10 protein-coding genes are annotated in these 13,615 nt (G+C 50.9%); 2 read left to right on the top strand and 8 right to left on the bottom strand.

Annotation, left to right across the window (positions count from 1 at the left end; genetic code table 11):
• Window positions 1-253: 253 nt before the first annotated feature.
• From nqrF to Q1Y74_RS01780, 7 genes are all read right to left on the bottom strand, one after another.
• Window positions 254-1,522 (bottom strand): NADH:ubiquinone reductase (Na(+)-transporting) subunit F, encoded by a 1,269-nt coding sequence (nqrF, locus tag Q1Y74_RS01810; RefSeq protein WP_300811996.1) that lies wholly within the window; start codon window positions 1,520-1,522, stop codon window positions 254-256.
• 18 nt (window positions 1,523-1,540) lie between these two features.
• Window positions 1,541-2,167, bottom strand: a complete 627-nt coding sequence (nqrE, locus tag Q1Y74_RS01805; protein WP_300811995.1) for an NADH:ubiquinone reductase (Na(+)-transporting) subunit E — start codon at window positions 2,165-2,167, stop codon at window positions 1,541-1,543.
• Window positions 2,168-2,255: 88 nt separating this feature from the next.
• Complete coding sequence (locus tag Q1Y74_RS01800; RefSeq protein WP_300811994.1) at window positions 2,256-2,891, bottom strand: NADH:ubiquinone reductase (Na(+)-transporting) subunit D; 636 nt, start codon at window positions 2,889-2,891, stop codon at window positions 2,256-2,258.
• 4 nt (window positions 2,892-2,895) lie between these two features.
• Complete coding sequence (locus tag Q1Y74_RS01795) at window positions 2,896-3,582, bottom strand: Na(+)-translocating NADH-quinone reductase subunit C (protein WP_300811993.1); 687 nt, start codon at window positions 3,580-3,582, stop codon at window positions 2,896-2,898.
• 14 nt (window positions 3,583-3,596) lie between these two features.
• The gene (locus Q1Y74_RS01790) at window positions 3,597-4,781 is read right to left on the bottom strand and encodes an NADH:ubiquinone reductase (Na(+)-transporting) subunit B (protein ID WP_300811992.1); all 1,185 of its coding nucleotides are present in this window, start codon (window positions 4,779-4,781) and stop codon (window positions 3,597-3,599) included.
• Between the two features lie 39 nt (window positions 4,782-4,820).
• Window positions 4,821-6,170: a Na(+)-translocating NADH-quinone reductase subunit A gene (locus Q1Y74_RS01785; protein WP_300811991.1), complete on the bottom strand. Its 1,350-nt coding sequence runs from the start codon at window positions 6,168-6,170 to the stop codon at window positions 4,821-4,823.
• Between the two features lie 1,259 nt (window positions 6,171-7,429).
• A complete protein-coding gene (locus Q1Y74_RS01780; protein ID WP_300811990.1) occupies window positions 7,430-8,827 on the bottom strand; it encodes a C1 family peptidase in 1,398 nt (465 codons plus the stop codon).
• Between the two features lie 240 nt (window positions 8,828-9,067).
• Here Q1Y74_RS01780 and Q1Y74_RS01775 point away from each other — a divergent pair, with 240 nt between their 5' ends.
• Both Q1Y74_RS01775 and Q1Y74_RS01770 read left to right on the top strand, forming a co-directional pair.
• Entirely contained in the window at window positions 9,068-10,270 is a 1,203-nt protein-coding gene (locus tag Q1Y74_RS01775) for a BamA/TamA family outer membrane protein (RefSeq protein ID WP_300811989.1), read from the top strand.
• 200 nt (window positions 10,271-10,470) lie between these two features.
• Complete coding sequence (locus tag Q1Y74_RS01770) at window positions 10,471-11,691, top strand: glycosyltransferase family 2 protein (RefSeq protein WP_300811988.1); 1,221 nt, start codon at window positions 10,471-10,473, stop codon at window positions 11,689-11,691.
• On the opposite strand, the gene Q1Y74_RS01765 is transcribed toward Q1Y74_RS01770, so the two are convergent.
• Complete coding sequence (locus tag Q1Y74_RS01765; protein WP_300811987.1) at window positions 11,661-13,436, bottom strand: biotin/lipoyl-binding protein; 1,776 nt, start codon at window positions 13,434-13,436, stop codon at window positions 11,661-11,663. The genes Q1Y74_RS01770 and Q1Y74_RS01765 overlap by 31 nt on opposite strands.
• Window positions 13,437-13,615 lie beyond the last annotated feature (179 nt).

The raw sequence follows: 13,615 nt of genomic DNA, 5'->3' as shown, positions 1-13,615 counted from the left end.
GCAAAGTTAGCAATTTGCGCCTAAACAGGAAATAAATATATTCTAAAGAAAGAAGAGGAATGTTTATAGAGTGTAAGACACACACCCACATATCGACACATACACCGACACCTTCATCTTTACCTCCGAGCCTCTTTGGCAACCCCTCCGAGCCTCTTTTACTACATCTCCAAAGCCTCAAATAACAAAGCCGGACAACCAATGGTAAGGCCCATAGCTGTCCGGCTCAATCACTATAAAAACAAATGCGAAATTATCCGCCGAAGTTATCGTACATGATGCTGGATGACTCAACACCCAGACTGTCGAGCATGTTGACCACGGCATTGGACATCGGGCCGGGGCCGCACATGTAGTATTCGATGTCCTCAGGAGCTTCGTGGTTCTTCAGGTAAGTATCATACATTACTGTGTGAACAAAACCCGGAGTATACTTCACGCCTGCTGCATCGGCTGCAGGATCGGGACGGTCGAGTGCCAGATGGAAGTGGAAATTGGGGAATTCCTTTTCCAGTCCGAGGAAGTCGTCCAGATAGAACACCTCGTTCAGTGCACGTGCACCGTAGAAGTAGTGCATTTCGCGGTCGCGCGTGTTCAGCGTCTTGGTCATGTGCATAATCTGCGCACGGAGCGGAGCCATACCGGCACCACCACCTACCCAAATCATTTCCTTCTTGGAATCGAAGTGCGGGTGGAAATCTCCGTAAGGACCACTCATGATTACCTTGTCACCCGGCTTCAGGGTAAAGATATAAGAAGAAGCGATACCCGGATTGACATCCATGAAGCCGCTGCGGTCGGGCTTGAACGGAGGAGTGGCGATACGTACCGTCAGCATGAACACGTCTCCCTCTGCCGGATAGTTGGCCATGGAGTAAGCACGGACAGTAGGTTCGGGGTTGACGCACTTCAAGGGGAAGAGGCCGAACTTCTGCCATGCGGGCAGATACTCGTCGCCGATAAGACCCTTGTCGATGTCTTTGTCGTAGTCCATGGTGAATGCAGGAATCTTAATCTGTGCATACGAACCCGGCAAGAAGTCCATGTGGGCACCAGCAGGGAGCTGCACCTTGAACTCCTTGATGAAGGTAGCCACATTCTTGTTGGAGATGACGGTACATTCGTATTCCTTCACACCCAATACACTTTCGGGCACCTTAATGGCCATATCGCCTTTCACCTTCACCTGGCAGCCCAGACGCCAGTGGTCTTTCTGCTGCTTGCGGCTAAAGTGGGGAACTTCGGAAGGCAGGATTTCGCCACCGCCTTCTACAACCTGACATTTGCACTGGCCACACGAACCTTTTCCACCGCAAGCGGAAGAGAGATAGACGCCGTTGACTGCCAGCGTATTCAGCAACGTACCGCCGGAAGCTACGTCCAGCACCTTGTCGCCGTTCATGGTGAGTTTCACATTGCCTGAGGGCACCAGGAAGTTCTTGGCGACCAGCAGGATTACAACAAGCAGGAGAACCACCACAAGGAATACTCCAATGCTTGCCAATATCATATTCATATCCATTGTATATTCCTTTCTTTATTAGATGTTCAAACCAGAGAAACACATAAACGCAATGGCCATCAAACCTACGGTGATGAACGTGATGCCCAAGCCCTTCAGCGGAGCAGGAACGTCGGAGTAGGCCATTTTCTCACGGATGGCAGCCAGACCGACAATAGCCAGCATCCAGCCAATACCCGAACCCAGTGCATAGGAAATGGCATCACCGATGCCGCCAATGTACTTGGGGTCGCTCATGCCGAGGTTGATGCGCTGCTGCATGAAAAGCGAAGCACCCATGATGGCGCAGTTCACGGCAATCAGCGGCAGGAAAATACCCAACGAAGCATAGAGCGAGGGGCTGAAGCGCTCCACAATCATTTCCACCAACTGAACGATGGCGGCAATGACGGCAATGAAAAGAATAAAACTCAGGAAGCTGAGGTCTACACCCTCGATGATGGCGTTAGGACCCAGCACTTTGGTCTGCAACAAATAGTTGACCGGAAGAGTAACCACCAACACAAAGGTCACGGCGATACCCAAGCCAACGGAAGTCTTCACCGTCTTCGACACGGCCAGGTAAGAACACATGCCGAGGAAGAAAGCGAATATCATGTTATCCACAAAAATGGAGCGGACTAACAAAGTAAAAAAATGTTCCATAACTTGCTTTGAATTAAGAATTAAGGATTAGAACCAAGAATTGCCATTGCGAATTCTTTATTTCCCAACCTTCATTCTTCATTATATATTATTTATCTTGCAACTCTTTGTGACGGGCACGCTGGTACCAGATGATGCAGGCCACGATAATCAGCGCCATGGGAGGCATCAGCATCAAACCGTTGTTCTGATAACCCAACTGCTTCAGAGGTTCGTAATTGAGGATGTTGAAACCCAGCAAAGTACCCGAGCCCAACAGCTCACGGAAGAAGGCCACGATAATCAATATCTTGGCATAGCCCAAGCCGTTGCCTACACCGTCCAGGAAAGATTCCCACGGACCGGCCTGCATGGCAAACGCTTCCAGACGTCCCATAAGGATACAGTTCGTGATAATCAGACCGACGTAAACAGAGAGCTGTACACTCACGTCATAGGCAAAAGCCTTCAGAATTTCACTTACGATGGTAACCAACGCGGCCACAACCACCAGCTGTACGATGATACGGATTCGGTTGGGGATGGTTTTGCGCAACAACGAAATCACTACATTGGAGAATGCCGTAATGACCGTTACCGAAAGACCCATCACGATGGCCGGCTCCAACTTGGCCGTAACGGCCAAGGCCGAACAGATACCCAACACCTGCACGGTGACAGGGTTGTTCATTCCCAATGGAGTAGAGAATATTTCTTTATTCTGCTTTGAAAATAACTGTCCCATATTCTTATTCCTCCACATTATTGGTTAAAAAACTCTTGTAATTGCCCAGACAGCCCTTAATCATGGCATCTACGGCCAGTGACGTAATGGTACCGCCCGAAATGCCGTCCACCTGATAGTCGGCCTTTTCCACCTTGCCGTTCTTTACTACGCCGAGGGCAATCTCGCCGTTTTCCAGCGTCTTCTTGTTCAAGAACTCGTTTTGGAAGTGATCCGTAGCGATTTCAGCGCCCAGACCCGGAGTCTCGCTGGCATGCGAGAAGTAAGTTCCGTAAACGGTGTCCTTGTCGTCATTCAAGGCAATATAGCCCCAGATGGCACCCCAAAGACCTGTACCATAAACAGGGAACACATATTTCTTGGCACCGTCCACCTCGCATACAAACACATGCAGGCGGTTGTTTTCCTTCACTTCCTTTTCATAGCCGGTAGCGAAAGCGCCGGTGTTCTCAGTCAGTGTGCCGTCGGCGTTCATCAGCATGTCGGCCTTTACATATTTATTATATTCGGCATCGGCATCCTTCACGTCGCGGATGTTCAGGGCAGCCAGAATCTGCTTCTTGGTGTCCATCTCCACATTCTTGTTCTGCGTTTCCTTCAGTGAAGAGCTGACGAATGCCAGCAGGAATGCCACGATAACAACCATTACCGAAGCATAAATGATAGTATAACTGTTACTATTGGTATTCATTTCTATTCGGTATTTTAATTGTTAGACTTGATTGCACGTTTCTCGCGGCGGCTGATATTGTTCTGTACCACGCAGTAGTCAATGAGCGGAGCAAAGATGTTCATCAGCAGGATGGCAAGCATCATGCCCTCGGGATAGCCGGGGTTGAGCACACGGATGATGATGGCCATTACACCAATCAGGAAGCCGAAGATGTATTTACCTGTCTCCGTGCGGGCCGAAGTGACAGGGTCTGTAGCCATGAACACGGCACCGAAGCAGAAACCGCCCAGCACGAGGTGCTCGTACCAAGGCATACGGGCCATCGCCGTATCGGGACCGAACTCATTGAAAATCCAAGCCATGAAGGCACCGCCCACGAATACGGAGAACATCGTCTTCCAGCTGGCAATGCCTGTCCACAACAGGATAACAGCACCAATAGCAATGGCGATAACGCTGGTTTCACCGATAGAGCCGGGAATCAAGCCCGTCACCATGTCCCACGAGAAAGGCAGATAGCCGTCGGACGTAGGAGCCACGGAAGCCACACCCAAAGCAGTAGCACCCGAGAATCCGTCTACAAACTTATCACCGCCCAAGCCGAAAATGCTGTCGCCGGCCACCCACACAGAGTCGCCAGACATCTTGGTCGGATAGGCAAAGAACAGGAAGGCACGGGTGATAAGAGCCACGTTGAAGATGTTCATACCCGTACCGCCAAACACTTCCTTGGCAAAAATAACGGAGAAGGCTGTAGCCACAGCCAGCATCCACAACGGACAGTCAACGGGGACAATCATCGGAATCAGGATACCCGAAACCAGGAAACCTTCCTGAATTTCCTCCTTCTTCCATTGGGCAACGACGAACTCAATGCCCAAGCCCACAACATAAGAAACAATGATTTTGGGCAACACAGCCAGGAAGCCATAGCCGAACAGTTCGATGAAGCTACCTTCAACGCCTGTGGCACGGAAGTGCTGATAACCCACGTTGTACATACCGAACAGCAAAGCCGGTATCAACGCAATGACCACCATTGACATAATACGCTTGCTGTCAATGGCATCATGAATGTGCGTTCCCGATTTCGAAGTGGTGTTGGGCACGAACAGGAATGTCTCAAAGCCGTCGAACACCGAACGAAATGCGTGGAATTTGCCGCCCTCTTCAAAGTTCGGCTTTATCTTGTCGAGATAATTTCTTAACGCTTTCATTTAATTCTATTTCAATTTAGCAATTTACAACTTACAATCTTATGCCATTTCAGCACGAAGCATATCCAGACCGGCACGCACAATGCGCTGCACTTCTACCTTCGACGAACATACGAATTCGCAGAGGGCAAAGTCCTCGGGAGCCACCTCATAGATGCCCAACGCCTCCATGCGGTCAATGTCGCCGGCAATGATAGCCTTCACCAGATATTCGGGATAGATGTCCATGGGGAACACACGGTCGTATTCATTGGACATAATCATGTGGCGTTCGCCACCTTTCACACGGGCATCGAACACATATTCCTTCTTGCCCATCAGCCAGCTGAAGTAGGAGTGGTTCACACTGAACTGATTGAAACGCGGCATAATCCAACCCAGCATTTCGTGAATCTCATCACCTTCGGGAATGACAGTCAGCTGGTTGTGGAAAGCACCCAGATAGCCGTTGGGAGACACCTTCTTGCCAGTCAGCACGTTGCCGCTGATGTAACGCAGGTCCTTACCCGTCGTGACATTACCCTGGAAGACATTGGTCAGCAAAGCACCGACTTTCAGCTTGCAGTAAGCGGGTTTCTTCACCTCACTGCCCGTAACAGCCACTGTGCGGGTCATGTCCACGCGGCCGGTATTCATCAGGCGACCGATGAAGATAACGGCTTCCGCTCCGATGGTCCACACGGTTTCACCCTTCACAATCGGCGAAATGTGGTTGATTTGCACACCAACGTTGCCAGCAGGATGCGGGCCGTCGAACACCGTGATGGTCACATTCTTTGCCTGCGTCAAGGCGGCAGCCTTTTGTTTCACACTGACGCTCAGATAAGTTTTGGCCATTTTTGCCAAAGCGTCAAGTCCTGTCTGGAAGTTTGCCTCCTCGCCTTTCAATGCGAACTCGAAGCTGGGAGCCAGCGGATTGCTGTCGAAAGCAGAAACAAAAATCGCTTTCGGAGCCACCGACGGGTCTGCGATTACATCGTAGGGACGTTGGCGGATGAAAGCGAACATGCCGCTCTGCAACAGGGCGTCTTTCACCTCCTGTGCACTCATCTTGGACGGATTCATTTTGCCGAATTCTTCATAGTCCTGCTCCTTGGCAGCTTCGACAACAATGTTCAGCACCTTACGGCGTGCTCCGCGCTCTACGCTTGTCACTACGCCGCTTACGGGCGAAACAAACTTCAATTCAGGATGATTCTTGTCTACAAACAAGGGTCCTCCGGCCATCACATACTCCTGTTCTTTGACTACCACTTTCGGAGTAATGCCCGTAAAATCATCGGGAACCAACGAATAGAATCCCGGCTCTTTCACGGTAACGTACTCTTCCGCAGCTTTACCTTTCAGGTTGATGTCAAGGCCTTTGCGTAACTTAATTACATTTGCCATGCGTTTATATAAAATAATGGTTTCATTAATTTAGCCGCAAAAGTAACAAAAAAGAATGTGAATAAAGAGTAAAAACTGAAAGGAATTAAGGAGAAATTTCCGCAATATCATCCGTTAACGCACACGGAACCTTTTCAGCCTCATGTAGAGGCAAACACAGATGCCATTTCATTCGCCATTCCACTGCTACTGCGCATAATAAAAAAACTTAAGTTTCAGAAGTTAAATCCGTTGTGGCGATTGAAGAATTCAACAAAGAAGCCGAACGATAAATAATGATGAATGGCTGATGAATAATGGCAGATGGTTGCTGAAACGCAGATTAACGCAAATAACCGAACTCAAATTCCGACATTGTTGAGCCCCTTCAACCAATTGATTCCTTTCACAAGGTTTGCGTGGTCTGCCGCGTAAAGGTTCACCATAAACCGCTCATTTTAAGCATTTTCCGATAAAACAAAAGAATGCCTTACGGACAGGGAGGAGGACTTATCACCGCAGATTACACAGATGGGTACGAATGATGGGAAGGGACAATCTGTAATAATTCGTAGTGAAGCATTTGGGTTCACACAATCTTGCTGTAAATCAATACATTGAAAGCAAATGAAAGCGTGAAACAGTTTTACACTTCCTCACTTTTCCGTTGAACCCATTGCCTGTTCAGCCCCATTATTGCTTTCAACCCGCAGCAATCATTCACCCTGCAAGCGTAAACAGGTACTTTAGCGATGCCAGGTAGATAGTTAGGCGGACAAAGTAGATAGTAAGGAGAAGCTGCTGCGGAACATACAAACTTTCTCCACAAACCATGCAAGCTTCCTCCGCAGACCATGCAAGCTTCCTCCACAAGCCATGCTTACATTCTCAATAGACCGTGCAAGCATTTCGTCTTATTCCGTCAACGGATAATAATGAAATTGAAAATTGGGGCCAGCGGATATTCCCGAAAATATGAAGTTGAATGAGAGCAAAATAACAGATGCAGTTGAAACGGTTTCTGTGAATCTCACCCCGGTATAGAGGAGAAAAAAACGCTTCACCTGCATCTGAAAAATGTAGCCTTATTGTTTTCAAGCCGTTTTCCACAACAAAGACCGGACAAAAAGCGACAGTCACTCGGTGAGAGTTGGAGAGGTTTGTCCAACAGCCTAAGACGGTGCAGCCTTTATTTCACAATAGACAGAAATTGCACGGCATGAAACGGAAATATCCGCAAAGCCGGTACAATCTATACTTAAAACAGCATTTTATCTTTCCTATTCCTCGCCGGCAAACATAGGGTCCCAGGCGGGCAGGCGGACAGGCTTCTGATTGAAAAGCTTCTGTATCTTTTCGGGGACGTACTTCGTTTCTACAACCAGGCGGAACATGAATTCATCGAACCAGCGGTCGGTCATGATGAGATGTCCCTGCCAGCCGCTCGACGGTCCCCAACTGTTCTCTACAAGCCACTTCACAGGCTTGCCATCCTTATCCAAATCTACACCTGCCAGAGTCATGGCGTGGCTGGAGCCGCTGGAGAAAGTGGCGATGCGCTGCTTCTTGTCCATGCCGAAGGTGACGCCCATGAGCGAAGCGTAGTCGTAGTTGTCAACGTCAAGCAGACCACGTTCGGAGTTGAGTTGCTGGCCCACGTCGCAAGAAAAGTACATCATAGCGCTGTCCTTCAAAGAAGCAATGGCCATCTGCTTGATATCTTCGATGGGCAGATTCACGTAAGTCCAGTTACGGCCGTCGTAGCGGTGGCGGTCGTAATCTATCTCATAGGTCTTATAGAACTCGCGAGTGGGATCGTTCATCAGCATGACGTAATTGGTCAGCAGACTGGTGTCACCATACTTCTGGAGGAAACTCATGGGCGTGTGGTGTTCAGTCTCCACAGGGTTTCCCTGAGCATCCTTGCGCACGTAGTCGAACTCTGCAGGCGGCATGCCCAGATTGAGCACCAGCATACGGTAGATGGTACCCAGCATGGCGGTCTTCTCTTTCTCTATCTCGTCGGCTTTGGTACCATGTGCCACCATGTCGCGCAGTTGCAGACCGTACTCCTTCAGCTTCAGGCCGATGAGCGAAGCCATACGCGAAGTATTGGCACTACTGTTGGTCTCTGGCATGGCCTCGGCAGGCACCAGGCCGTATTTGGACACGATATCGGCCACTCCCGTAAAGGTGCCGCCATCGCTCAGCGGATGCTTGAAAAGCCACTCGACGGTCTGGTCGCTCAGGGGGAGCTTACCTGTATCGATGACCCCCTGAAGGAAGAGGTTGGACTTCTCCAACTGGTCCCAGAAGAAGGGATAGACTTCTGAAAACTCGAACGAAGAGAAACCGTAGCGGGCCATGGCCTTGGCGCGCATCACATTGAGCCCTGTAAAAAGCCAACATCGGCCGGATGACTTCTGGTCAGTGATACCATTGGACTTGACACGGACGGAGAAGTGAGTGTCCATGCCTGTCAGGTTCTCCTGATTAAGGGCCAGCCGACGGATGTCGTTGTTGCCGATGGCGTTACGCAACGCCTTGTCGGCAGGTGTGCCCTGATAACTCTGACGGATTTGCTGGAGCATAGCGGGAGTTATCCCGCCGTCCTGTGCATGGACGGTGAGGAATGTGGCAGCTGCCAAAACAATTGCCGGTAAAATTTGTTTCTTCATAACGGTATAAGTTAATAAAAGAGGTTAATTGGTTAGTTTGTTTCTATCAACAACAGAAGCCTCCCGAAAAAAATGGCCGGAGGCATGAATGGCCTGCCGTCAATAAACGGTTCTATGGTAATAACAGACAAAAATAATATCTTTTTTGTGATTTTTAGTACTGTCTTTAGAAATATTGTCTCTTAAATTGGAAACTGATTCGTCTTAAATAGTTTTCTTTGCACCGCAATTCAAACGATTATGAAACAAAATATACGATATATTCTACTTTTCCTGCTGCTGACTGCCAACCTTTCCGCTCAAGAAGCCCGGCTTTCCTCACATACAGACTCCACGCAGACGGCATCTGCCACAAGCCTTCATCAAGAGAAAATCAAGCAAAGGAACCTGCACTACAACATATTGGGCGGCCCCAGCTATACGCCAGACTTCGGACTGGTAGTGGGTGGAAGCGGTCTGCTGACTTTCAGCATGAATCCGGCCGACACCACACTGCGGCGCTCGGTAGTGCCAGTGGCCATTGCCTTCATGTTCAACGGAGGCATCAACCTTTTCTCCAAACCGCAACTGTTCTTCAAAGGTGACCGTTTTCGCCTGTTCGGCAAATTCTCCTACAAGAACACGCAGGAAAACTTCTATGGTCTGGGCTACAGCACCAACCGCGACTACGTACGGAGCGACACGACCAGCCAGTACCGGTACAGTGGCGTGCAGGTGAATCCCTGGTTCCTGTTCCGTCTGGGCGAGAGCAACTTCTTTGCCGGCCCACAGATTGACATCAACTACGACCACCTGACCGACCCGGCAAGAGACCTGGTGAATGAACCTTCATACAAGGCAGCAGGCGGCACGGAGGAGGGCTACAAAAGATTCAGCTCGGGCATCGGCTTCCTGCTGACATACGACAGCCGCGACGTACCGGCCAACGCCTACAAAGGAGTCTATCTGGACGTACGCGGCATGGCCTACTCCAAAATCATAGGCAGCCAGCAGAACTTCTACCGTCTGGAGATAGACTACCGCCAGTATAAATCGCTCGGCAACCGAAAGGTGCTGGCCTGGACGGCACAGACGAAAAACGTCTTCGGCGACGTACCCTTGACCCAATATGCCCTGACGGGGACTCCCTTCGACCTGCGGGGATACTACATGGGGCAGTATCGCGACAATTCGTCGCACGTGGTAATGGCCGAGTACCGCCAGATGTTCAACACCGACCGCAGCACGTGGCTGAAACGCATGATTCACCACCTGGGCTTCGTAGCATGGACAGGGTGCGGATTCATGGGGCCCACCATGGGTAAGATAGAAGGCGTGTTGCCCAACTACGGTGTTGGACTGCGTATCGAGGTACAGCCACGGATGAACGTACGTCTGGATTTGGGCAAGAACACGGTCAACAACCAGACGCTGTTCTACTTCAACATGACAGAGGCATTTTAGTCGGGTTTCGGTTTGGCCGAATGGAAATCGGCCAAGCCTAACCTGAAGAAATTAAAGAGAATCATCACCCGGAAGCAGGATTGGAAGTTAAAGGCCGATAGAACTTGCAACAGTCTGTTCTTCTTTTACGCCCCTATCGGCTCTAACTTCAACGAAGTGATAACTTCCTATAACAACAACCTGCTACCCCCCCCATTTTCATGAAAACGCTCGAACTGTTATTTTGGCTCAGCCTGTCCGTCCTCTTCTACACGTACATAGGCTATGGGCTGCTGTTGCACCTGCTGGTGGGCATCAAAGAGTTTTTCTGCCCGCAAAAGGCTCGTCCCGCCCTCGCTGAAGCCGAACTCCCCCACCTCACCCTGTTCATCACGGCCTATAATGAAGAAGACGCCGTAGACGAGAAAATGGACAACTGCCTCCGTCTGGACTATCCGGCGGAGAAGCTGCACATCCTATGGGTGACAGATGGCAGCGACGACGGTACCCTGACACGCCTGGCACGATGGAAAGAAGCTATCGTGGTCCACCAGTCAGAAAGACGTGGCAAGACAGCGGCCATGAACCGCGGCATGGAATACGTGAAGACTCCTATCGTAGTCTTTACGGACGCCAATACGAACCTCAATCCAGAGGCATTGCGTCGGATGGTAGAAATGCTCGAAACGCCCGAAGTGGGATGCGTAGCGGGCGAAAAACGTATAGAGGCTTCGGACAAGGCCGACGCAGCCAATGGCGGAGAAGGCATCTACTGGAAATACGAGTCGTATCTCAAGGACCTCGACGGACGCCTGTACTCGGCTGTTGGAGCGGCAGGCGAACTGTTTGCCATCCGCAGAGAACTGTACGAACAGCTGCCCGAAGACACGCTGCTCGACGACTTCACATTGTCGCTACGCACAGTAACACGCGGCTACAAGACCGCCTACTGCGCCGATGCCTACGCCACAGAAACAGGCTCGGCCGACATGCACGAGGAAGCAAAACGCAAGGTACGGATTGCAGCGGGAGGCCTGCAGGCCGTGTGGCGCCTGCGGAAACTGATGAATCCCCTGCGCTACGGCGTCTTCAGCCTGCAATACATCTCCCACCGCGTGTTGCGCTGGTTTCCGGCTCCTCTCCTGCTGCTTGCCCTGCTTCCCCTGAACGCCATTCTTATTTTCGGCACGGAGGGAACAGTTCTTTACACCCTCTTGTGGACCGGGCAACTGCTGTTTTACCTCATGGCGGCTCGGGGACGGCATCTGGCAAGGAAACGGATTAAGAACCGATTTCTGTTTATCCCCTATTATTTCCTCTTCATGAACCTCTGTGCCGTGAAAGGTATGAATTACCTCGCCGGCCGCCACGGTGGAAACGGTACGTGGGAAAAATCGCGAAGATCGGGCCACTATGCCGGCTCCTCACCCCTTTCGATGTAGGCCAGGACATCGCCCTTATTGACCAGTGCGCCCTGCTTGGCACATACCTCGATAATGCGTCCGCTGAAATTAGCCGTCACCTTGTCATGACTACCCCAAGGAGTGGTAATGTAGCAGAAAGTGTCTTCGGGCTCGTACTTGTGGCCAACGGCAGGCGGCATAGAGGGAGTTTCCACGTCCAGCTCCCAAATAATGCGTCCTCTCACGGGAGCCATGATGGGTTCGGCTTTGGCTCGTTTCAGTTTCTTTACGTCTTCTTCGGAGAATCCCTTGCCTAACAAAGCTGCCTCCTTGGCGCGCTGAAGGTCGGCCTCGAAACGTTTCTTGGCAACCCCCGACTTATAGTCGCGATACTGGCGGTCGTGCATGGCCAGCTCGAAAAGTTCCTCGTCGTCCTCGCCTGTCTCCCAGCCATTCTCCTTCATTTCCTTGCGGTATTCGTCCAGCTGATCGGGGTAATAGGATTGCGGATCGGCCTCGGTAAACTCGTAGTTGTTCTGCCGTGCCAACTCCACAATCTCGTCATCCAGCTTACCGGGCAGGCGTCCGCTCTTGCCCAGAATCATACCCCAGGTGTTGTTGTCTATCATCGTCCAGCGTCCCTCACCCTTGACCAGCGACATGACATTCATCAATGCCACATTCTTCACGTACTGGCTGAACGGAGTGACCAGTGGAGGATACCCCAGCTTGGGCCACACGTATTCTACTTCGTCAAAGAGCATCACCAGCAGGTCGTCAATGCTCATTTCTGATTTTCCTTTTCCCTTCAGTATCAGGTTGATGCCTGCATGAACGCCTTTCAGGTCGGCCATCATGGAACCCATCATGCCGCCGGGCAGTCCGCACTTGAGCAGCAGGGACGAAGTGTGCTTGTTGGTGGGATCCATGAAGTAACCCAGAAAGTCGTCGATGAACTCCTGTGTCAGCGAGCGGGCTTTCATGTAGGCCTTCATATTGATGTCGGGCACCTGGAAGCCCTTGTCGCGCAGCATGGCCTGGACGGAGATAACGTCGGGATGCACCTTGCCCCACGACAGAGGCTCCATGGCCACGTCAATGATGTCGGCCCCATTCTCGCACACCTCTAGGATGGAAGCCATGGAAAGGCCCGGCCCACTATGGCCGTGATATTGGATAAGGACCTCGGGATGGCGTTCCTTAATGGCCTTGGTCAGCTGCCCCAACATGCCCGGACGGCCTATACCGGCCATGTCTTTCAGACAGATTTCGGGTGCACCCGCCTCGACCAGCTGGTCGGCGATACCCGTATAATACTCAACTGTATGGACAGGTGAATGGGTAATGCAAAGAGTAGCCTGGGGAATCATGCCCGCCTCGAGCGCATAGCGGATGGAGGGAATGATGTTGCGCGTCTCGTTGAGTCCGCAGAATATTCGGGTGATGTCCACGCCCTGGGCATGCTTTACCTTATACATCAGTCGGCGCACATCGGCCGGCACGGGATACATGCGCAAGGCATTCAGCCCGCGGTCAAGCATGTGAGTCTGTATGCCCGCTTCATTGAAGGGCTTGGTAAACGCACGGACGGCCTTGTTTGGGTTTTCGCCATAAAGGAGATTCACCTGCTCGAAAGCACCGCCATTGGTCTCCACGCGGGCGAAACATCCCATTTCTACAATCACTGGAGCAATGCGGACCAACTGATCCACCCGCGGCTGATATTTGCCGGAAGACTGCCACATGTCACGATAGACAAGACTGAATTTGATTTCTTTTTTCATAATGTCTAAGGAATTGAAGTATTATTTGTTCGGTTAACTTGCAATAGACAAATATAGCAGATTGTTCTGACATATCGACAACAAACAGGGAGCTTTCTTTGGCCCGAAAGATATGTTATATATCATATTGTCAGCACCACCTTCCTTGCAGCGTTCTTTTCCATTCGGGCCCGCCACTT

It is taken from the genome of uncultured Bacteroides sp. (assembly GCF_949298305.1).
GTDB lineage: Bacteria > Bacteroidota > Bacteroidia > Bacteroidales > Bacteroidaceae > Bacteroides.
Note: the sequence above shows the minus strand (reverse complement) of the source record. Positions and strands in the feature narration are given on the sequence as shown.